At 57.7% G+C, this 22,873-nt stretch carries 15 protein-coding genes; 13 read left to right on the top strand and 2 right to left on the bottom strand.

All coding sequences use genetic code 11. The features are described from left to right. The first annotated feature begins 26 nt into the window (after window positions 1-26). The 7 genes from argJ to HOP44_RS21065 all read left to right on the top strand — a co-directional run bounded on the left by argJ (window position 27) and on the right by HOP44_RS21065 (window position 9,179). A complete protein-coding gene (argJ, locus tag HOP44_RS21095; RefSeq protein ID WP_172257127.1) occupies window positions 27-1,256 on the top strand; it encodes a bifunctional ornithine acetyltransferase/N-acetylglutamate synthase in 1,230 nt (409 codons plus the stop codon). A 188-nt stretch (window positions 1,257-1,444) separates the two neighbouring features. Then, on the top strand, window positions 1,445-2,212 hold the full coding sequence (argB, locus tag HOP44_RS21090) for an acetylglutamate kinase (RefSeq protein WP_246369990.1): 768 nt from the start codon (window positions 1,445-1,447) through the stop codon (window positions 2,210-2,212). Between the two features lie 177 nt (window positions 2,213-2,389). Beyond that, window positions 2,390-3,580 carry an aspartate aminotransferase family protein gene (locus HOP44_RS21085; protein ID WP_172257123.1) on the top strand — a complete coding sequence of 397 codons (1,191 nt, stop codon included), beginning with the start codon at window positions 2,390-2,392 and terminating at the stop codon, window positions 3,578-3,580. Between the two features lie 171 nt (window positions 3,581-3,751). Beyond that, on the top strand, window positions 3,752-4,708 hold the full coding sequence (gene argF, locus HOP44_RS21080) for an ornithine carbamoyltransferase (RefSeq protein ID WP_172257121.1): 957 nt from the start codon (window positions 3,752-3,754) through the stop codon (window positions 4,706-4,708). A 152-nt stretch (window positions 4,709-4,860) separates the two neighbouring features. Further along, window positions 4,861-6,093, top strand: coding sequence for an argininosuccinate synthase (locus HOP44_RS21075; RefSeq protein WP_172257119.1), 1,233 nt, complete (start codon window positions 4,861-4,863; stop codon window positions 6,091-6,093). 386 nt (window positions 6,094-6,479) lie between these two features. Continuing rightward, entirely contained in the window at window positions 6,480-7,883 is a 1,404-nt protein-coding gene (gene argH / locus HOP44_RS21070; protein ID WP_172257117.1) for an argininosuccinate lyase, read from the top strand. A gap of 192 nt (window positions 7,884-8,075) precedes the next feature. After that, window positions 8,076-9,179: a GGDEF domain-containing protein gene (locus HOP44_RS21065; RefSeq protein WP_172257115.1), complete on the top strand. Its 1,104-nt coding sequence runs from the start codon at window positions 8,076-8,078 to the stop codon at window positions 9,177-9,179. Between the two features lie 174 nt (window positions 9,180-9,353). Here HOP44_RS21065 and HOP44_RS21060 read toward each other — a convergent pair whose 3' ends face one another. Further along, entirely contained in the window at window positions 9,354-10,142 is a 789-nt protein-coding gene (locus HOP44_RS21060) for an alpha/beta hydrolase (RefSeq protein WP_172257104.1), read from the bottom strand. A 256-nt stretch (window positions 10,143-10,398) separates the two neighbouring features. Between HOP44_RS21060 and HOP44_RS21055 the strand changes: the two genes are divergently transcribed. Genes HOP44_RS21055 through HOP44_RS21045 form a run of 3 tightly spaced genes read left to right on the top strand, consistent with a single transcriptional unit; the run spans window position 10,399 to window position 13,405 of the window. After that, on the top strand, window positions 10,399-10,974 hold the full coding sequence (locus tag HOP44_RS21055) for a type IV pilus modification PilV family protein (protein ID WP_172257102.1): 576 nt from the start codon (window positions 10,399-10,401) through the stop codon (window positions 10,972-10,974). After that, complete coding sequence (locus HOP44_RS21050) at window positions 10,955-11,512, top strand: type II secretion system protein (RefSeq protein ID WP_172257100.1); 558 nt, start codon at window positions 10,955-10,957, stop codon at window positions 11,510-11,512. Before HOP44_RS21055 ends, HOP44_RS21050 begins: the two co-directional genes overlap by 20 nt. Before the next feature lie 54 nt (window positions 11,513-11,566). After that, on the top strand, window positions 11,567-13,405 hold the full coding sequence (locus tag HOP44_RS21045; protein WP_172257098.1) for a hypothetical protein: 1,839 nt from the start codon (window positions 11,567-11,569) through the stop codon (window positions 13,403-13,405). A 77-nt stretch (window positions 13,406-13,482) separates the two neighbouring features. On the opposite strand, the gene HOP44_RS21040 is transcribed toward HOP44_RS21045, so the two are convergent. Next, the gene (locus HOP44_RS21040) at window positions 13,483-18,408 is read right to left on the bottom strand and encodes a DUF5057 domain-containing protein (protein WP_172257096.1); all 4,926 of its coding nucleotides are present in this window, start codon (window positions 18,406-18,408) and stop codon (window positions 13,483-13,485) included. A gap of 416 nt (window positions 18,409-18,824) precedes the next feature. Here HOP44_RS21040 and HOP44_RS21035 point away from each other — a divergent pair, with 416 nt between their 5' ends. The 3 genes from HOP44_RS21035 to HOP44_RS21025 are packed head-to-tail and all read left to right on the top strand — an operon-like array spanning window position 18,825 to window position 22,789. Beyond that, window positions 18,825-20,489, top strand: coding sequence for a GspE/PulE family protein (locus HOP44_RS21035; protein ID WP_172257094.1), 1,665 nt, complete (start codon window positions 18,825-18,827; stop codon window positions 20,487-20,489). 36 nt (window positions 20,490-20,525) lie between these two features. Then, a complete protein-coding gene (locus HOP44_RS21030) occupies window positions 20,526-21,575 on the top strand; it encodes a type IV pilus twitching motility protein PilT (protein ID WP_172257092.1) in 1,050 nt (349 codons plus the stop codon). Further along, window positions 21,575-22,789, top strand: a complete 1,215-nt coding sequence (locus HOP44_RS21025; RefSeq protein ID WP_172257090.1) for a type II secretion system F family protein — start codon at window positions 21,575-21,577, stop codon at window positions 22,787-22,789. Before HOP44_RS21030 ends, HOP44_RS21025 begins: the two co-directional genes overlap by 1 nt. Window positions 22,790-22,873 lie beyond the last annotated feature (84 nt).

The following is a 22,873-nucleotide window of genomic DNA, read 5'->3' as shown; positions in this document are numbered from 1 at the left end:
TATACAGCGAAAGGCGGAAGCGGCTCATGGCAGTTCCTTCTTATACCGTCGTCGAAGGCGGATCGATCATTACGCCGAAGGGATTCCGGGCATCCGGTCTTCACTGCGGTTTGAAAAAAGCGGACAGAAACGATATCGGCGCCATCGTGTGCGAGGTTCCCGCTTCGGCGGCTGCCGTCTATACGACGAACCTGTTCCAGGCGGCCCCGCTGCAGACGACACGCGACAGCCTTGTGAACGGCGTGCTGCGTGCGGTCATCGTGAACAGCGGGAACGCCAATGCCTGCACGGGTACCCAGGGCGACGCGGACGCAGCGGAAATGCGCGATCTGGCGGCCCAAAGTTTCGGAGTGAACCCGGAAGACGTGGCGGTCGCTTCGACCGGCGTCATCGGCGAGAACCTGAAGATGGACTGCGTACGAAGCGGAATCGCCCGTCTTGCGGATGTGCTGGCAAACGACGCGGACGCCGGAGAACAGTTCAGCCAGGCCATTCTGACGACCGACCTGGTCAAAAAAGAACTGTGCGTCTCGCTGCCGATCGACGGACAGACCGTAACGATCGCGGGCGCGGCCAAAGGCTCCGGCATGATTCATCCGAATATGGCGACCATGTTGGCCTTTATGACGACAGATGCCAAAATCGGCAGCGAAGCGCTGCACAAACTGCTGCGGCGCACGACCGAAAATACGTTCAACATGATTACGGTGGACGGCGATACGAGCACCAATGACATGCTGGTCGTGATGGCGAGCGGATTGTCCGGCCAAACCGGGGAATTGGACGAAACCCATCCGGACTGGCCGGCTTTTGCCGAAGCGTTCGTGCGTGTCTGCGAGCATCTGGCCAAAGCGATCGCCCGCGACGGAGAAGGCGCGACCAAGCTGGTCGAAGTGACCGTAAGCGGCGCGGAGAGCGAAGAGTCCGCACGGGCGGTCGCGAAGACAGTTATCGGCTCAAGCCTTGTCAAAACGGCCGTATACGGCGCGGACGCCAACTGGGGACGCATCATCGCGGCGGTTGGACGCGCGGGCGTGCCCGTTCATCCGCATACGGTCGATATCAAGCTCGGCGATATTGTCGTGCTGACCTCTTCCCAACCGGTTGCATTCGATGAAGAGCTGGCGCTGGATTACTTAAAAGGCGATACCGTAACGATCTCGGTCGAGCTGAATATGGGCGACAAGCAGGCGACGGCGTGGGGCTGCGATCTGACTTACGATTATGTGCGCATCAACGCGGCGTACCGGACATAAGCTTGATTTTCATGAAAAAAGCGCAGCCGGCTGCGGCCGTACTGCGAATCGATACTTAGCCGGAACTCTCCGGCGCTCCTGGAGGGATAGTCATGCAGCGACAGGTATACCGGTTCCCGTACGACAAGGGGGCTTCGGCCCCGCTTCTGAGGGGCACGGACCAACCGAACGTGCAGGCCTCGTTCGTCATGAAATGCGGAGGCAGCACGCTGGCCGCTTTACCGGAAGCTTTTTTCACCGATCTGGCGCGGCTTCAGGCAGACGGCGTGCGGCCGGTGATCGTGCACGGCGGCGGACCGGCCATCTCCGGGAATCTGGATAAGCTCGGTATTCCGACGGAATTCGTCAACGGACTTCGGCGTACGACCGAAGAAGTGCTCGACGTCGTGGAAATGGTGCTTGCCGGAACGATCAACAAGCTGATCGTGCGGCGGATCCAGTCCGCCGGAGGCAGGGCGCTGGGACTGTCCGGCTCCGACGGTTCGCTGATCCAGGCCAAGCCGGTTGCCAACGCCTCCGAAGTCGGCTTGGTCGGCGACGTCGTACACGTGGAAGCGGGGATTGTCTCCGGCGTGCTCGGTATGGGCTACATGCCGGTCATCGCTCCTCTGGGCGTCGATGCCCAAGGACAGCGCTACAACATCAACGCCGATACGGCGGCCGGCGCGGTCGCTTCCTTTGTCGGTGCGCCGCGCATGATCGTCGTGACCGACGTGCCCGGCATCTTGAAGACGGTGGACGGCGTCAAGACGGCGCTGCCGTCCGTTACCTTTGCCGAGATCGAAGACATGATCGCAAGCGGCGAGATCTACGGCGGGATGATTCCCAAAGTCCGCGCCGCGATGAAATGCATCCACGGAGACGTGCAGGAAGTCGTGATCGTCGACGGCAGCGAAGAGCGCGTCCTGAGCCGGCTCCTGTCCGGCGAACAGATCGGCACCGTGATCCGACGATGAGGTCGAAGGAACTGGCTTGAACAACCGCGATTGCCAGGTTTAAATAAAAAACGAATGCTTAACGAAACAGAATCGATCGAGCCTTTTCCCTATCCTAATCCCTGATTTTTTTGAATGATCACCGCGATGAATCGTGCCAAGCGGAGAGAGAAACGCAGTGAAGGAGCGTGCAAACCCATGACTCAAGAAAAAAGTTCACTCTTCCAAACCTACGCCCGCAACCCCCTCGCCCTTGTCAAAGGCGAAGGAAGCTGGCTGTGGGACGACCAGGGCAACAAGTATCTCGACTTTATGAGCGGCCTGGCCGTCACCAACCTCGGCCATGCGCCGAAGAAGGTCGGAGACAAGCTCAAGGAGCAGATCGATACGCTGTGGCATACGTCGAACCTGTTCGTCATTCCGAAGCAGGAAGAAGCCGCCAGCAAGCTGGCCGAAGTGGCGCAGGCCGACGCCGTATTTTTCTGCAACAGCGGCGCCGAATCGAACGAAGCCGCGATCAAGCTGGCACGCCGCTATTTCCAGAAGGTCAAAGGCGAAGATCGCTACGAGATCATCACGCTGGGCAAATCGTTCCACGGCCGCACGCTGGCTACACTGACCGCGACGGGACAGGACAAGGTCAAAGAAGGCTTCCTGCCGCTGCCGGCCGGGTTCGTTACGGTGCCTCCGCATGATATCCAGGCGATCGAACAAGCCGTAAACGGGCATACGGCCGCCGTCATGATCGAAATGGTACAGGCCGAAGGCGGCGTCTATCCGCTGGACCCCGAATATGCACGGCAGATCGAGCAGCTGTGCCGCGACAAAGGCATCCTGCTGATCGTCGACGAAGTGCAGACCGGCATGGGCCGGACCGGAGCCTGGTTCGCGCATCATCGCTACGGCATCAAGCCGGATATTTTCACCGTCGCCAAAGGCATTGCTTCCGGCTTCCCGGCCGGGGCGATGATCGGGCGCGCCTATCTCAAGGAAGCGTTCACCGCGGGCAGTCACGCCACGACATTCGGCGGAACGCCGCTGGCTTCGTCCGCGATCATCGCGACGATCGAGACCATGCAGGAAGACCGCCTGCCCGAGCGGGCCGCGGAAATCGGCGGCCTGCTGATGGACAAACTGCGCAAGCGCCTGCACGGCAATCCTTTTGTCAAAGAAGTGCGCGGTCTCGGTCTGCTGATCGGCATCGAATGCGCGGAACCCGTGGGCGAATTGGTCCTGGCCGGACAGCAGCGCGGTCTGCTGTTCGTGTCGGCCGGTCCGAACGTCATCCGGCTGCTGCCGAATCTGTACGTGACGGAAGAAGAAGTGCAGCAGGCGGTCGATATCGTCGCTTCGGTAATCGAAGAGAAAGTGCCGACCCCGAGCGCCTGAGCTGCGGATTCGCAGTCTTTGGCTCAAAAAGCCGGGCGGAATCTGCGAACATGCGCGGCTGGCGAAGCACAAACAAGCGACGCCGACGGAGCGTTTGGCGGACCGGGATGCAGCATCCGGCTCGCGGACGCTCCCTTTTTACGAAATCGATGAATTCCAGGAGGGTTTGATATGGATCTGAATCAACAGGCGCATGGGCTCGCTCTCAAAGGACGCGACCTCGTCGAACTGACCGACTATACGACGGAAGAAATCCAGTACCTGCTCGATCTCGCGATCGAACTCAAGCGCAAGCAGAAAGCGGGCGAGACGTTCCGGCCGCTGGAAGGCAAGACGCTGGGCATGATCTTCGAGAAATCGTCCACGCGCACGCGCGTTTCGTTCGAAGTAGGCATGTTCCAGCTTGGCGGACACGCCCTGTTCCTCAGCAAAAACGATATCCAGCTTGGACGCGGCGAAGCAATTCCGGATACGGCCGGGGTCCTGTCCCGCTATCTGGACGGCATCATGATCCGGACGTTCGGCCATGAGAACGTGACGGAGCTGGCGAAATACGCGGATATCCCGGTCATTAACGCGCTGAGCGATCTTGGCCATCCGTGCCAGGTGCTGGCGGATCTGCAGACGATCCAGGAGCATAAGGGTTCGCTGCGCGGCCGCAAGCTGGCTTATATCGGCGACGGCAACAATATGGCCCATTCGCTGCTGCTCGGCGGCGCGAAGATGGGCATGGACGTCAGTATCGCAAGTCCCGAAGGCTACGAATCGGATGCCGATATCGTGCGTCAGGCCCGCGAGATCGCGAATCTCACCGGCTCGAAGATCGCCATTGTGCGCGACGCGCGCGAAGCGGTCGAGAATGCCGATGCCGTGTATACGGACGTCTGGGCGAGCATGGGCTTCGAGGAAGAACAGAAAGTGCGCGAACGGGCATTTAAAGACTACCAGGTCAACGAAGAGCTGGTGCAGCACGCCAAATCGGATTACCTGTTCCTGCACTGCCTGCCGGCCCATCGCGGCGAGGAAGTGAGCGCGGGCGTGATCGACGGCAAAAACAGCGTGATTTTCGACGAGGCCGAAAACCGGCTGCACGCGCAAAAAGCGGTTATGGCGACGTTGATGGCGTAACGGCCTGCCCGGATTTCGGATCGGAGCGGGGAAAAAAGACGGCGGATTCGGCCCAGGCAGGAGATCGCCGCTTCCGCGCCGAACAGGAATAGATCGGATTTTAAAGGATCGCATACAGACATCGAACTTGGAGAGCGGAGGAATATAGACTTATGGCAAAAGAAAAAATCGTACTCGCCTATTCCGGCGGACTGGATACCTCGATCATTCTGAAATGGCTCAAAGAAACGTATGACGCGGAGATTATTGCTTTTACCGCGGATATCGGGCAAAAGGAAGAGCTGGACGGCCTGGAAGAAAAGGCGCTTGCCACTGGCGCTTCCAAAGTGTACATCGACGACCTGCAGGCCGAATTCGCTTCGGACTTCATCTACCCGATGTTCCAATCCGGCGCCCTGTACGAAGGCCAATACCTGCTCGGTACCAGCATCGCGCGTCCGCTGATCGCCAAGCGGATGGTCGAAATCGCCCGCGCCGAAGGCGCCACGATGATCGCCCACGGCGCAACAGGCAAAGGCAACGACCAGGTTCGCTTCGAACTCGGCGTCGCGGCGCTTGCCCCGGACATTCAGGTGGTGGCTCCATGGAGACTCGACACGTTCCGCGAGACCTTCCCGGGCCGCGCCGAGATGATCGCCTATGCCGAGAAGCACGGTATCCCGGTCACCGCTTCCGCCGCCAAGCCGTACTCCACCGACCGCAACCTGCTGCATATCAGCTATGAGAGCGGCGTGCTGGAAGATCCTTGGTTCGATCCGAGCGCTCCGGAAAACAAAGAAATGTTCCTGCTCAGCGCCGACCCGCAGGACGCGCCCGACGAGCCGGAAATGCTGGAGATCGAATTCGAGCAGGGTAATGCCGTCGCCTTGAACGGTGAAAAGCTCAGCCCGCTGCAGGTGATGGACAAGCTGAACGAACTCGGCGGCAAGCACGGTATCGGACGCGTCGATATGGTCGAGAACCGCTTCGTCGGCATGAAGAGCCGCGGCGTGTACGAGACGCCGGGCGGCACGATCCTGTTCACCGCTCACCGCAAAATGGAATCGCTGACCATGGACCGCGAAGTCATGAACCTGCGCGACTCCCTGCTGACCCGCTACAGCACGCTCGTGTACAACGGCTTCTGGTTCGCGCCGGAACGTCTCGCGCTCCAGGCGCTGGTCACCGAAAGCCAGAAAAACGTGACCGGTACCGTCCGCGTGAAGCTGTACAAAGGCAACGTTATCGGCGCCGGCGTCAAAAGCCCGGTCAGCCTGTATAATCCCGACATCGCTACCATGGAAGCCGATCCGAGCCAGGCTTACGATCAGAACGACGCGACGGGCTTTATCAGCCTGAACGCGCTGCGTCTGAAAGTCGCAGCCAGCGTAGAGCAGAATAAATAAGATTGAAAATCGAAAGCGAAAAAGGCTTCCCCACGAACGGGAACCTGGCCGCACAGGAACAATGAAATGTTCCGCCTGCGGCCCCGGCTCTACCCGGTCGAACAGGAGCTGCGACAGCGCTCCGCCTTCGACCCCCGGCCTTAAGTCCCGGCCGCGCGCCGCACCAGGCAGCGAACAGCTGCCCGCATCGAGCGCACCCGCACCGACGACAGCCGCGGCCGCCGAAGGCAGGCCAAAAGCGGCGGCACATACCACCGACATAACCACTAAACTAAAACAAACCTCCCGCCAACAGCGACTGCAAGCTTTGCCCCTTACGGGTGTCCAGAGGGCAGTCGCCCTATGGGGCCCTCCCTCGGGGAGGGTTTGGGAGGGGAGGAGGAACGATGACAAAGTTATGGGGAGGCCGCTTCACGAAGCCGACCGACCGTCTGGTGGAGGAATATACCGCCTCCATCAATTTCGATAAAGCGCTGGCCGAGGAAGACATTCAAGGCAGTCTGGCGCACGTGGCCATGCTGGGCAAATGCGGCATCATTCCGCAGGAAGACGCCGATACGATCGCGGAAGGCCTGATCAAAGTGCTGCACAAGATCGAAGCCGGGCAGGTGGAATTTTCCGTCTCCGACGAAGATATCCATATGAACATCGAGAAGCATCTGATCGAAGAAGTCGGTCCGGTCGGCGGCAAGCTGCACACGGGGCGCAGCCGGAACGACCAGGTGGCGACCGACATGCACTTGTATCTGCGCAGCCGCGTCGTCGAGCTGACGGGTCTCGTGCAGGCCGTGCAGCAGGCGCTGATCGACCAGGCGAAGCAGCATACGGCAACGATCCTGCCGGGCTACACGCATCTGCAGCGCGCGCAGCCGATCCTGTTCGCGCACCATCTGCTCGCTTATGTCTCCATGTTCCAGCGCGACGCGGAGCGTCTGATGGACAGCTACAAGCGGATCAATATCCTGCCGCTCGGAGCGGGCGCGCTTGCAGGCACGACATTCCCGATTGACCGTCATTTCGTCGCCGAACAGCTCGGCTTCGACGGCGTGTACGAGAACAGCCTGGATGCCGTCAGCGACCGCGACTTCATTCTGGAGTTTCTGTCCGGCGCGTCGATTCTCATGATGCATATGTCCCGCCTCTGCGAAGAGCTGGTGCTGTGGAGCAGCACGGAATTCGGGTTCATCGAACTCGATGACGCGTTCTGCACGGGCAGCAGCATCATGCCGCAGAAGAAAAATCCGGATGTGGCCGAACTGGTCCGCGGCAAGACCGGACGCGTGTACGGCAACCTCATGGGACTGCTGACCGTGCTGAAGTCGCTGCCGCTCGCTTACAACAAAGACATGCAGGAAGACAAAGAAGGCATGTTCGATACGGTAGCGACGCTCGACGGCGCGCTGCGCCTGTTCGCTCCGATGATCGCGACGATGAAAGTCCGGACCGGACGCATGCGCGAAGCGGTCAACAAAGACTTCTCGAACGCGACCGATATCGCGGACTTCCTCGTCGGCAAAGGCCTTCCTTTCCGCCAGGCGCATGAAGTGATCGGCAAAACGGTGCTGCATTGTATCGAGAACGGCAAATATCTGCTCGATCTCAGCCTGGAGGAGTTCAAAGGCTTCTCCGACCTGTTCGACGAAGACATCTATGACGTGCTCCAGCCGGAGAACGTGGTCAATGCCCGCAGCGTATACGGCGGAACCGCGGCTCCTCAGGTGGAAGCGGCGATCGTTCGTGCGGAAACGACGCTCGGGCTGACGACGGAATGGCTGAACGGCAGAGCCTGAACCCGGGCAGACGGGCAGTTCGGCCTGGCTTAAGCGCCTCTTTCGGGAGGCGCTTTTTCGTATACAAATTCTTCCATGAGTAGACGAGTCTTTGCAGAGCTGTGGGAATGGAGTAAACTAGGGAAAAGCGGCTGGAAGAAAGACAGACGGCCGGCCGTTTAATTTGCATGGCTGCAGACTGCGAGGCCCTTCATGTTCAGAGAACTTTTTGTTAACTTCACCATTTTGGCGACCCTGCTGTTTTTCGGCAATATTTTTTTCAACCGTTTTCGCAAAGCTTCCCGGAAATCGATGGCCAAAGCTTTGCTGCCCTGGGGAGCGGGGGCTGCACTGGGAATCGTAGGCATTGTCCTGATGGAATTTTCGTTCCGGGTCGATGACCGTGCAATGATCGACCTGCGTCAGACCGCTATCCTGATCGCCGTTTATGCGGCAGGCATCCCCGGAGGCTTGGTCGCAAGCCTGCTGATCGGAGTAGTCCGCTTCTTTTTCTTCGGACCGATCGGCGTGTCTTCTTATGCAGGCGCAGCCAATGCGATCGTGACTTTTTTATTGGTAGCGCCCGTTCTGAGAAAAGGAAAATTGGAGCCGGGCAGATGGGCGGCGGCTTTTGCCGTTCAACTGATCGTGCTTATCGGCAGTTTCCTGGTGATCATCGGAACCGATGCCGTGCAGAGAATTCCGATATTCGCCGTCATCGCGGCGGGCACGGGCATCTTTACTTTTTTTCTGCTGCGTCACCTTAATAACTCCAACGAATTGTTCGCTTTCATGGAAGATGCCGCGCACCGCGACTTTTTAACCGGCCTGCACAATACCCGTTCGTTCCACCTGGCGTACGACCGCCGGCTCAGGCGCGCACTGAGGAATGAAGAAGGGTTCGGCCTGATTCTGCTCGACATTGACCATTTCAAACAGGTCAACGATACTTACGGCCATCAGGCCGGAGATTTGGTCCTGCGGCAGCTGGGAACGATCCTGACCTCCTGCTGTCCGGCCGACGGTTACTGCGCACGCAACGGCGGAGAAGAATTTGCGGTTCTGGTCGACCGCGCGTACGAAGAGGAAACGGGCCGCGTTGCGGAAAGGATACGGACAGCCGTCGAAGGGTATTTCTTTTTGATGGAAGACGGCACCCGGTTGGAGCTGACCGTGTCGCTCGGGTTCGGCCTGTCGGCGGCGGGTTCGCCCAAAACGCTGTTTCGCCGGGTCGACGACGCGCTGTACCGTTCCAAAGAAAGCGGCCGGAACCGGACAAGCCAAGCTCTTTCCGAAGTTCTGCCTTCCAAACTTTGAATCGAATGATCCGGCAAAATCAAAAAAGAAAAGCCTTTGTTCCGTTTCCGGGGAACAGGGCTTTTCTTTTTTGATTTTGCATAATGCGTCCGCTGCTGCGGACCGCGGATAGGGACTGCTTTGCAGGGGGACCGCTCCGGATCGGACAGACGGCCGTATCCCGACCAGCCTCTTTTATTTCTGCGTTTCGCCGAGCGGCAGCCAGGCCAATACGCGCTGGATCATCGTATCCCAGTAGCCCCATTCGTGCTCGCCTGGACCTTCTTCGTAAGTGAAATCCAGGCTGCTTTGCTCCGCGGCTTTTTTGAACGTCTGATTATCCGCGTACAGGAAATCTTCGGTGCCGCAGCATTGATACAGCTTCGGCTTCGGAGCTTCCGCCTTGGATACGCGGTCGAGCAGGAACAGCAGATCGTCTTCAGTGCCGCGGACTTTTTCCTCGCCGAAAATCGTATGCAGCAGACCCGAACGCGGATTGTCCGGATTCTCCGTCATCGCGGCAATATCGAGCGCTCCCGACAGGCTGGCACCCGCCGCGAAGCGGTCAGGCCGGCGCAAAGCCAGTTTGAAAGCTCCGTATCCGCCCATCGACAGACCCGCCGCAAAGTTGTCTTCGCGCTTATCCGACAGCGGGAAGAACGAACGGGCCAGCTCCGGCAGTTCTTCGCTGATGAACTCCCAGTATTTTTCGCCGTAAGCCATATCCGTATAGAAGCTCCGGTGTACCTGAGGCATCACGATCGCGATCCCGTAAGCGGCGGCATAACGTTCGATCGATGTGCGGCGTACCCAGATCGTATCGTCGTCGGACAGTCCGTGCAGCAGATACAGCGTCTTGTGCGGGCCGGGTCTTTTTACATTGGCCAACCCGATCTGCGAACGCGTCTGCTGCGGCAGAATAACGTTCATCGAGGTGCTCAGTCCAAGCGATTCGGAATAAAAATTGCAGGTAAGCAAAGCCATGGTCGAATGGGCCTCCTTCATGAAGCGTGCTTCATATTTGGTTGGAAAACGCTTCCCTTTATCTTTTTCCCTTTGGGAATGCCGTTCTCCTTCCCGGAGCATGAACTAGGGTCGAAAGACCCAAAAAATCGTTGCTTGCTTTCCGGGAAGGCACATATAATGAAAGAAGCGAAAGAGGCCGATATATAAACGGATGCCGCCGCTTCGAACCTGTTTCGCAAAGGAAAAGCAGGCATGCCGAAAGGAGGGGGCTTTTTTGGGGCGTTTTAAAAAAGAAGAAGGATTTACGCTGATCGAAGTCTTGGCCGCGCTGCTGATTTTGTCGATTGCGGCTCTGGCTTTTACGGCTTACTTCAGCAGTGCCCTGACATTCGCCAAAACGAATCAGAACAAGACGATCATGTCCAATCTGGCGCGCAACGCGCTTGTGTATATGCAAAAGCAGGATTTCAAACGGCTGGATGAATACTTCAAATCGGGCAGCGCCACGGTTCTGGAGGCTTCGACTTCTTCAAGCGGGAATCGTGTCGGCATCACCCCGGAGACGTTCAAGACCTGCAGTACGGCGATTTCGGGAACGTGCGCTTATCGGGATATGTTTCCGAGCGGGAATCTGCAGCCGATCCTGGCGGTGCTGGAACCGCAGGTCAACGGGATCGCTTATCGGATCGTGATCGAATATCAAAAAAATCTGAATCGCACGGCGGCCGACGGAGGAGCTCTGCTGCTGCCGATCAGCGCGACGGTTACGCCGGTCGAGACGGGCAGAAGCGGGCCGGGAGCGGATTCGGTAACGGTGGAGGGGTATGTCAATGCGAAGTCGATTCGTTAAAATGCTCAGGCGCGAAGAAGGCTTTACGCTGATCGAGTTGATTGCCGTCCTATCGTTGACGTCGATGGTTCTCGGCATTATTTCGACCACGTTGTTCTTCGGTTTCCGCAGCTATCATCAGGTCTCGGCGGAGAACAAACTGCGTGAAGAAGGCGATATCCTGATGTCGGCGATCATTACGGAACTGTACGTTTTTTCGCCGGATCGGATCTATGCGCTGCCGGGAGGCAGCGGCTTTCGGATGCTGCATGTGACGGAAGACGGGACCGAGATTCCCGCGGAAGAAGTCGCGGTCGAGATTGTGGAGGGTCAACTGCAGATCCGCAGGCCTGGAACGGCCGCATCGGCCGATCCCTATCAGACGACCCGGACCGATTCGCAGATCGTACCCGGTGTATCCACCATGACGATCGAAGGCGAGAGAACCGGCGGATTCGAGTATTATACGACCGGGCTGATCAATATCAAACTTGCGCTCGAACTTGAAGAAGGTTCCGGACGTTCCGGGATCGACCTGGAGAGCCGATTCGGATTCTGACAGGAGTTCCGGCGCGAAATGCAGGGGAATTATGCGAAAAAAGGAGAGCCATTCATGAAAAGGTTGCGTGGGGAAAAAGGCTCGGCACTCGTCATGGTGATGTTCATGATGCTGGTTCTTACCCTGTTGGGCGTGGCGGTACTGAGCGCGGCGGTCGGCGGAGCCAGACGTACGCTGACGCGGGAGAACGATATCCAGAGCCTCCAGCTGACGCAAAAAACGCTGGACGAGTCGGTCGCTTATATCGCCGCGAATCTGGACGGCAAAGCGATCGACCCGGACGATCTGTCTGTGACGCTGAATCGTCTGGTCGCTCAGATTCCGGCGTTGGAAGCGGAAGAAACGGCGGAAGGCGGAGGCGTACAGACGGAGCTCGATCTGGCTTCGGGACGTCTGCTGTCGGCCGTGCCGGTGCCCGATTTCCCGAGCGGTACGATTCGGGGCAATGCGTCCTACACGGTCACACTGACGGCGGAAGGCAGCGTGAACGGGGTCAAGCGTACGATGAAGCAGGATGTCAAAGTCAGCATGTATCCGGACTTTCTGAACTATGCGTTCGGATCGGAAGAAGATCTGATCCTGAACGGGTCGCCGCAGATCCGGGGCAATATTTACGCCGGCGGGACGCTTCGGGTCAGCAATGTGGCGAACTACGCCTACAAAGGCAGCAGCCTGAAGCAGAACAGTTTGTTCCCGGTCATGAAAGAGCGCAGCGATAATGCCCTGCCGCTGGCTTTTGTGCAGTCGCTGGACCGGTTCACCCTGTCGGAGAACAATTATCCCGAAAGAGCGGTGAACCGCGGAACAGACGGCGCCGTCTTGAGCGGGGAGCTGACCAAAGCCAATGTAGGCAAAGCACTGGGCATCGACTTGAGCCAGATCCGGATTCGCAGCAACGAGCAGTTTATCCGGGTAGATGTCGGGCAGTCGTTCCGGGACAAGCTGTCCCGGGCGCTCGGAGTCAGCCCGGCGGCACTGCCGGACGACAATGCCGGAATCGCTTCTTATTTGAAAAGCTACGAAAAAGCGCTGCGCATGCCCGTCAAGCCGATCGAGCCGATTGAGCCGGTCAATCCGAATTCGGCAGACAAAGAAGCGCAGAAGCGGTACGAAGAAGAAGCGGCCGTCTACGAGAAAGCCCGCGCCAAATACATCGAAGAATTGACGCTGTACGAGACCGCTTTGTCCGAGCTGTCACAGGCGCTGTCGAACATGACGGGTACGGTGGTGTTCGACGGAGACTTGAACGTGGACGGCGAGTGGTCGAGGGATCTGGTTCTGGCCAACAAGAGCAATTCCTCCTTGTCGGCTGATTCATGGCTGATCGTCAACGGCAATCTGACGGTCGGCAATACGGTGGACAATTCCGCTTTGCGGTTGTACAGCAATATTCTGGTTACCGGTTCGGCCAATCTGGCCGGGGCCATCAATGTCGATTCGACGATGTTCGTTCTGGGCGGTACGACGATCCAGGATGCGGTCATTACGGGGGCTTCGGCAGGCGGCGAAGGGGAGAAAGAGATTGTCCTCATCTCCAAAGGACCGATTCTGCTCAACCGGATCGATGCGTTCAGCAGTACGGCCCAGACGCTGCGCGGATTTTTCTATACCGACGATACGGCGGAATTGTACGGAGTCGGTTCGAATTTCGATCTTCGAGGCGGTTTTTTTGCCAAAAAGAACCTGACGGTCAATGCGGTTGTCGGAAATTCGACGGAAGATGCGGGAGGTCAGCGTATTTCGTTCGATGAGCAATCTCCCGGCCAGCCGAGCCGATTCAAGGTCGATTACAACAGCGAAGTGTTCGAGCATCAGGGACTTGCGCTGCCGAGAGTCGACAAAGTCAGAGTCAAAGCCGACAAGATCCGGCTGGCCGATACGCCGCCGGATTAACCCGGGATACAGCAAAGCCCCGTACCGGAGTACGGGGCTTTTACTGTGTTCGAAAAGTTCCTGCGGTCTCCGGCGCTTCAGTAACGGTCGCCGTCACCCGGTGCGTTGGGATCGGCAGGCTTGGCTACGATAATCCGCGTCGAGGCCTGGACCGGATCGGAAGTCGGCGTCCGCTGATACAGGACGGTGACCACGGCTTCCCGGCCGGGCAGCAGGCCGGTGACGATGCCGTTCGGATCGACGACGGCAATGTCTTTGTCGGCGACGCTCCATACCAGTTGGTCTTTGATATCCCGGGCCGAGATGGAAATCGGATTTACCATCAGCGGAGCGCCCGCGATCAAGTCGAACGGGACTCCCTTTTCAACCCGGATGGTCGGCGGAAGCAGCAGGGCGGTCACGACCGGTTTGACCGTAACCTGCCGGACGGCCGTAAGGTCCCCGGCAGGCGTTGGCAGAATCGCGGTGAGGGTGACTTTGCCGGGAGCTTGGCCGGCCAGGGAGATCTTGTTGCCGTCCGTGGACGGCGTGCCCAGCGAAGCATAAGGGCCTGTGAACGGTCCGGAATCCTGGATGTCCGCGACCGACCAACGAACGGCTTCTTTGGCACCCGGATATTCGGCCGGGAGCACCAGTGCGTCGAAGTCGATCGAGTCGCCGACATACACGGTGTCTCCTCCCCGCACCGCGAAATCGAGCACCCAGATCTGTTTGGTTTGAGTCAGCTGGGACGGATTGTCGCCTGCGGTCCGAACCGTGACGCTGACAGTTACCGGACCGGGAGCCACTCCTTCAAGAACGGCCGCTGTCGGCCGCTGCTGCTGCGCAGGCGTAACCGGGGTCAGCTTCGCCTGGTCGGCTCCGTTTGCGAGGCTCCAGACGATGCTGCCGATATTGGCTTCCGCAGGCAGGATAACGGTATTCAAGTCGATGGTCCCGCCTTTGAGAACGCTGCTCGGTCCTTCGATCTGGATGCTGCTCAATCTGTCGGTAATGATCAGATCGTGGTGAGCGTCGAGCACTTTGGAAGTATTGGTTCGCGTATTAGTCACATATACCGTAGCCCGCAGCGTGACGCTTCCGCTTTGAAGACCCGTTACGAACAAGGAAGAAGGATCCGCCTGGGGATTCAAATCCACCTTTTCCCGGCCATCGCCGGCAACTTCCCAGACGATGCGATCGATTCTGAGATTGGAAGCGTTGGTGGTCAACCGAATGTCTTCAATCGTTTGGCCCACATTGACGGAAGGGCTGCCTGCAATCAAAATCGCAGGCGCTTCGACACTCACGGTTGCCGTTCCCGTTACTCCGCTTCCGTCGGTCGCGGCGGCCGTAATAACGGCTTGTCCGGCTTTCAGGCCTTTTACGGTGATGCTGTCCGCTTTGTCATTTTGTGTTCCTTCCGGATAGATGATCTGCACCGAAGGGTCGCTGCTCGACCAGATCAGCGGAGGGTGCTCCGCAATGGTGCCGTCGGACAGAGTCACTGCCGGAACGAGTGCCGTGGAATCATCTACCCAAAGAGCCTGATCCGGCATCGTAATTCTTTGCGTTTTGACAATGGCATTAAACAGAACATCCGGGAACTGAACGGTGCGCGGTTCGCCCGGTACCGGTTCGGACGGAGGCTCGGCTCCCGCGAAGGGCGCGCGATGCAGCGTAATGCTGCCCGAAGAAACCAGGTTTTTCGCTACGATTGCTCCGTAGACCGCTCCGTTGCCGTTTTCGTAATTTACCGTCGCATAGGGAGCCAGCACGCTGCCGTCCACTTTCGACCCGTTTCCGCCTTTCGGGAATTGGGAGACAGGGGCATTGCCGACATACAGGGTGTCCGTCCCCGTGTAATTGATAAGCGTGCGGGCCGGATCGGCGGATACGATATTCGACAAACGCAGGGCTCCGCCCGAGACATTGACGACGGCCGAAGCGCCGGCGGGTACTATGATCTTGAGATCGTTCATATTGACCGTGTCTGCGCTGTTCAAGTCGAATACGTTCAAATCGGGATCGGCACCGGTCAGGGTAATCACGCCGCCGCTGTCGCTTCCCGATGCGGGCTGCCGGGTCCCGTTGGACGGCATGGACGCATAGGCGGAGGACAGCGCGGTCAATTTGCTCTCCGTCTCGCTGAAGCTGAAGGCGCGGCCGATTTCGTTTTTGAGAGCTTCCGCATCGCCTTTAACCGGGGCGGGCTTAAGGTAACCCGGTCCGCTGTAGGTTCCGCCGTAAGACATCTTGGCAGCGTCTCCGCTGCCGTAGCCGAATTTGACGTCTCCGCCGATTACGGCGCGGGTGAACTCCGAGAAAGCGAAGCCCGGCGCTTCTACATTGCCTTTGGCCAGAATGGCTCCCTTGGAAATCGTGCCGCCGCTCAGGGTCAAATTTCCGTTTGTGACGAGAGCCACGGAAGAAACGGAAGAATCCAGTTCGCCGCCGATCGTAGCCGAGGTCGTAACGGATCCGTTGACGGCAACGCCGCCTTTGATTTGTCCCTGTGCCAAATTAACCGGCGAGTTTCCGAGTACGATCAGGCTGTACTTTTGCAGCTGCTGCAGAGGAGCGGCATACGGCGACGAAGCATGTAAATCTTCGTAATCCAGTTTGGCCTGGTTCAGGTTATACGAACCTTTTTGGGTAGGAACGACGTCGAGATGGAACGAAATGCCGCTGTCTTTGTTCGGCACATAAGAATTTCCGTCCAGCGTATACCTGATTTTGTCGAAGCTCCCCGCGAGGGTGTAACCTTCGGCGGCTGTGCCGGTCTTGGTGAGACCTGCCGGAAGGGCGCCCTGAATTTCAAGGCCCGCCGGCATCTTCTCGCTGTATTTGATGTTCGAGATCTCGAGGGTGTTCAGTCCGCTCTCGCCTGTCCGGATGTCGGCGGCAGGAATCGTCTGCGGTGTCACGGTATAGGTCATGCCGACCTTGCTGCCGGCCATAAACTCGTAATTGGCCGGAACCGTATCGAGCGTGCGCTCCGTGAGCAGATTGGCCGAGACCTTTTTCATCGTAAGATCGATGGTTTTGACGGCGGTTGCGCCCTGCTTGTCACGGGCCTTGATTTCGATCTCGATCTTTCCTTCTTTGAGCAGGAGCGGATTCTTGAATTTCTCGGTAATGACGGAGCCTTTGGAAACGGGTTTCTCCGCAATTGTCATCTCGTCCACATAGCTGCCGTTGACCTTGAAGCGCACCGAAGCGTACATATTCAAATCGTACAGATCGAGGTCATCGACCTGATAGCTGAACACAAGATCTTTCAAATAAGAAGGCTTGGTCGTTTCATCGGCCGTCGGTGCGAGAACGCTGATCGTCGGCGCATGGTTGGAACCGATAAAAGCGCGAAACATCGTATTGACAAACAGTTTCTGTTCCCACTCGGGGAATTTGATATTGGTGTGTCCGGTGCCGGAGTACGTCACATTGCCTTTGGAATAGGTGTAATAGTGATTGTAGCTGTCTTCGCTGTCGCGTTTGTTGGCATCTCCGCTCTCGCTCACGATGTTGTACCACGGCACGATCTCCGGATCTTCGAGATCCAGCATGTAATACTGATCGTGGGTTTGGGCAATCTGGCCGACGAATCCGCCGGTATTACCCGGTTTCTGCGAAAGATCGAACGGGAACTGCGTCAGCATGCCGTTGTTGACCACCTGGGTCCGAATCGATTTGTTGGGAGCGCCGAGACCCATATTGGTATACAGGCCGGTCTGCCCGGTGGTCTGCTGGAAATTCCGGATCCACGGATTCCATCTGTCGCCGATCATGGTGTCGTGCGTGAACATGACGGCCTGGCCGGTCTTGATAAAAGCATTCACGCTCGCCGCCGCATCATCGGACAGATTGCTGGCCGTCTGCGAATTGTAATTGTCCATGAATCCGAATATAAGCATGTCGTACTTTCCGTTCAAGTTGGCGTACGAATTGGCGCTGCCTTTGGTATTGAACGAACTGAACAGTACCGGAGTGATCTGAATATCGTAATCGCTCGTACGCAGATAGGAAGAATTCATATTGGTTTCCTTGAGCAGGCTGCTGGCGTCGCTATTCGGCAGGATCTGTAGCACCCGAATCACCGTCTGCTTGTCGTGTACACGGAACGCTCCTTCGGCATAGTCGTTCAATCCGTTGGCCGTGAGTTCCAATTTCCAGTAGATGGGTCCCGAAAAGGTCTGGGGTAGGTTGTACGCCAATTTGCCGCTTCGGGCAGTCAGGGTGGAGCTGGCAACGATGTTATCGTTGGAAAGCGCGAATACCTTATCGACACTGGCATACAATTTGGCGTTTACCGGCGTGTTAAAGTCTTTGACATTGTTGGCGTTGAACGTGAAAGTCAGCTTGTCGCCGGTCGTATAGATCCGGTTCGAACCGTCCAGAAAGTTGTCTGGTTTGGCGGTTACTTCGATCCGCGGGCGCTGTTTGTACAGGGCGTTTCCGTCTTTGACCGCCTGTGCCACATCGGAGATCAGGGTACTGTCGTCGACGAACTTTACGCTTCCCGGCTGTGTGGAAGCCGCCGAATATTTGCTGTAGAGCGCGTACAGGTTGCCCGAAGGACTCTGGGCAGCGATCGAAGTGTGAAAAATGACAGGCAGGCCTTTACGGATATAGGCGTTCTCGATCTGGCCCGATTTGAGTTTGGTAATGTCGTTCATGACGGCGGTGGTATTATGGGCGGCGCGCTGCGCATCCGTCGGACCGGTCGCAAAGGTCTTCGGCTGGGCGGTACTGTAGGCGCCGGAACCGAAATATATCGCATCGTATTTGCCGTCCAGTTCATCGCGCTGGGCGACGAAAGTTTTCATTCGCATCGTATCCACGGTAACGTTCTCGGTCCCGGCCAGCGCATTCTTGAGCGCATAGGTCCCGGTATCGGAAATTTCGAGGATCTTGATCCGGTAAGGCGGCTCGGTATCGGCCATGACTTTCCATACCCCGAAAGGCACGCTGGTCAGCACGAATACCAGGATAACCCCCCATAGGATAAGAGACTTCTTTTTCACTGCTGTTCCTCCTTGAAGATCGCCGAATTTAAGTACACATGCAGATAAATCCGCTGGCCGGGTGAGAGGGCCTTTAAGTCCCGATAACAGACAATTTTGCTAAATGGGTAGCGCAAGAAAAGGTTGTATGGTATATCATTATTTTAGGCCATAAGCCTTACGTTCTCAAGGATAAATGCTCGGTGAACAACAGGAATTTCAAATTTGCGACTTTTTTCGGGCAAATTAAAAAAAAATTTGAAACCCCCTAAAAAAAACCTCTTCTTTCTGCGATATATAGAAAGACGCCACAGGCCAATGGACCCAAAAAAATGGAACATACGACTTATGCGCTAGAAGAGCCTTGTTATATTGTCGGCTTGCTTGAGCAAACTCTTAATCTCAATTTCAATAAATACGGCGGAGATGAAACGGGCATGGCAATCATTAAGAAAAGACTCGGCGACCTGCTTGTCGAGAACGGCATTATTTCCGAGGAACAGCTGCAGCAGGCGCTTGTCGAACAGCGGGAAACCAAGCGCAAACTTGGCGACCATCTGATTGCCCAGGGGACCATCACGGAGCAGCAGCTGATCGAAGTGTTGGAGTTCCAGCTCGGCATTCCCCACGTCAGCCTGTTCAAATACCAGATCGATCCGGCTATTACCCAGATCATTCCGGAGAGCATGGCCAAACGGTATCAAGTGCTTCCTTTCATGAAAGAAGGCAGCAAGCTGATGGTGGCCATGGCCGATCCGCTGGATTATTTCGCGATCGAAGATCTGCGCATGAGCACGGGCTTCCGGATCGAACCGGCCATCTGTACGCGCGACGAACTGCAGCGGGCGATCGCCCGCCACTACGGCCTGCGCGATTCGATGAACCAGATGATGGGCGAGCTGCCCAGCGTCGAAGAGATCGAAGAGACCGAAATCACCGACGAAGATTCGCCGATCGTCAAGCTGGTCAACCAGATGATCCAACAGGCCGCCCAGCTTCGCGCTTCCGACATCCATGTGGATCCGGGCGAGAACAATCTGGCGATCCGCTACCGGATCGACGGTTCGCTGCGGACCGAACGGATGATTCCGAAACAGATGCAGGGCTTTATTACGGCGCGTCTGAAGATTATGGCGAAGCTGAATATCGCCGAGCGCCGCCTGCCGCAGGACGGACGGATCAAAATGCTGGTCGACTATCGCATGATCGATATCCGGGTCTCGTCGCTGCCGACCGTACACGGCGAGAAAATCGTACTGCGTCTGCTTGATTTGACTACAGGCGTGCAGTCGATGGACAAGCTGGGCTTCGACGAACGCAATGCAACTGTGTTCAAGGAAATGATCGAACGTCCGTACGGAATCATGCTGCTCACCGGTCCGACCGGCAGCGGCAAGACGACCACCCTTTACTCGGCGCTGGCTCACCTGAACACCGAGGAAGCGAATATCATTACGGTCGAAGATCCGGTCGAGTACCAGATCGAAGGCATCAATCAGGTTCACGTGAACCCGGCGGTCGGTCTGACCTTCGCGGCCGGTCTGCGTTCCATTCTCCGGCAGGATCCGAATATCGTCATGGTCGGGGAAATCCGGGATACGGAAACCGCCGAGATTGCGGTTCGCGCTTCGCTGACCGGCCACTTGGTGCTGTCGACGCTGCATACGAACGACGCGGTCAGCAGCGTGACGCGCTTGCGCGATATGGGCATCGAGCCGTATCTGATCGCCTCGTCGCTGATCGGCGTTGTCGCCCAGCGTCTGGTCCGCAAGATCTGTCCGGAATGCAAAACGGAGTATGCGCCTTCGGAACAGGAAAAAATTCTTATGCACGAACAGGGGATCTTCGTCGATAAGCTGTATAAAGGCCGCGGATGCGGCAACTGCAGTACAACCGGTTACCGGGGGCGGGTCGCGATCCACGAAGTGATGCCGATGACGGATACGCTGCGCCGGTTGGTCAACGAATCGGGCAGTATCGAAGATATGCGCAGGGCCGCCAAGCAGGGTGGCATGAAGTCGCTGCTGGAAGACGGCTTCCGCAAAGTCGGTCTGGGGATTACGACGCTGCAGGAAGTGATGAAAGAAACGGTCGCCCATTAAGCGGGCTTCCGATGAATGGCGGAGGAGCTGCTGAAGATGAACGAACACAACCGGACAATCGAAGAGCTGCTGCGCGAAATGCATGCCCGGGGAGCCTCCGATCTGCATATTGCGGTCGGAGCGCCGCCGAGCGTCCGTATTCACGGCGCGCTGACGCCGCTGGCCGGCGAGCCGGTCAGCGGCGATGAAGCGGAGCGGATGGCTTCCGATCTGCTCGGCGAAGAGCGGACTCTTCGGTTCCGCAGTGTCGGCGAGCTGGACTTCGCTTATGCCCTTCCCGGTGCGGACCGGTTCCGGATCAACGTCTACCGCCAGAAAGGGTATGCGGCGATCTCGGCCCGCTCCATTCCGGAGAAGATTCCGACGATGGAGCAGTTGGGGCTTCCCGGAGCGCTGGCTGCGCTGGCCCATCGGCCGCAGGGACTGATTCTGGTCACCGGTCCGACGGGCAGCGGCAAATCGTCGACGCTGGCCGCGATGATCCACGATATCAATACCAAAACAAGCAAACATATCGTCACGCTGGAAGATCCGATCGAATTCATGCACGACCATCGCAAATCGCTTGTGCACCAGCGCGAAGTCGGCCTGGACACGGCAAGCTTCGCGGACGGTTTGCGGGCGGCGCTCCGGCAGGACCCGGACGTCATTCTGGTCGGCGAAATGCGGGACCTGGAGACGATCTCGGCGGCCATTACCGCTGCGGAGACGGGCCATCTGGTCCTGGCGACGCTCCATACGACGGACGCGCCCAAGACGATCGACCGGATCATCGACGCTTTCCCGGGCCACCAGCAGCCGCAGGTGCGCACGCAGCTGGCCTCCGTCCTGACCGCCGTGATCTCGCAGCGCCTGCTGCCGAACCGCGGCGGTCAGGGGCGGACGTGCGCGACCGAAGTGCTGGTCAATACGCCGGCCGTCGCCAACCTGATCCGTTCGGAGAAGATCCACCAGATCCGCAGCGTGATGCAGACGGGCAAGGCGCATGGCATGCACACGCTGGAGATGAATATCCGCGAGCATCTTCAGCGCGGGCAGGTTGATCCTTCCGCGGCCAAGGAATATATGACGGAGGTGACCGCCTGATGGCCCAGTTCGAATATCAGGTGCGAACCGGAAGCGGCAAACGGCTTAAGGGCAAGATGAACGCAAGCGACAAAGCCGCCGCCATGGAAGAACTTCGCAAACGCGGACTGAAAGTCTTCTCGCTCGTCGAGAAAAACAATACGGTATTGTCCAAAGAAATCTATATCGGCAACCCGGTCAAGTCGATCCATTTCATCATCTACTGCCGCCAATTCGCCACGCTGATCCGTGCCGGAATCACCATCGTGGACGCGACGACCATCCTCGCGGGGCAGACCGAGAGCAAAGCGCTCAAAGGCGCTTTGATCCAGGTCGCCTCCAGTCTGCTCAAAGGCATTCCGTTCTCGCAGGCGGTGCAGGAGCACCGGCGGATCTTCCCTTCCCTGTTCGTGAGCATGGTGCGGGCGGGCGAAGAAACGGGGGATTTGGAAGGGACGCTGGAACGTCTGGCCGTCTTTTTCGAAAAGCAGCATTCCACCCGCGAAAAAGTGAAGTCGGCGCTGACTTATCCGGCTACGGTCGCGATTCTGGCCATTGTGGCGACGGTGTATCTGCTCTGGGCTATCGTGCCGCAGTTTATTACGATGTTCGATTCGTTCGATGCGGAACTGCCGGCGATTACGGTCGCGGTTCTGGCGCTCAGTAACAGCATCCAGCATTATTGGTACTTCTGGGGGCTGGGCATTCTGGTTCTGGTCATTGCCTTTTTCATGGCCAAGCGTACCGAGCAGGGGGCTTACTGGATCGATTATATGAAACTGAAAGTCCCGGTCTTCGGCAAGCTGAATCAGAAAAGCTCGATCGCCCAGTTTACCCGGACTTTCTCTTCATTATATGCAAGCGCCGTTCCCGTGCTCCAGTCGCTGACGATTGTCGAAGACGTCGCCGGCAACCGGGTCATCGGCCAGGTCATCCGAAGTGCGGGAGACTCGCTTCGGCAGGGCCGTTCGCTGGCCGCTCCTCTGGAAAAGTCGTGGGTCTTCCCGCCTCTGGTCACCCAGATGATCGCGATCGGCGAAGAAACCGGGGCGTTGGGGGATATGCTGGGTAAAGTGGCGGATTTCTACGAAATGGACGTGGATAACACGGTCGATCGTTTGAAATCCCTGCTCGAACCTCTGCTGATCGTATTTTTGGCAGCAGTGGTCGGCACGATTATGGCAGCGATTATGCTTCCGATGTTTACGCTGTACAGCAGTGTGTCGGGGGGGTAAAAGCGCGGCTCTGTATGAAGTGCTCGAGGAAAGCTTCGAGATATGTACGGAGCCACGAATCCGATTTTGGAAAAACTCGGAGGC

The organism is Saccharibacillus deserti, from assembly GCF_013618475.1.
Classification (GTDB): Bacteria; Bacillota; Bacilli; order Paenibacillales; family Paenibacillaceae; genus Saccharibacillus; species Saccharibacillus deserti.
The sequence above is the reverse complement of the archived record's forward strand: the minus strand, read 5'-3'. Positions and strand labels throughout refer to the sequence as shown.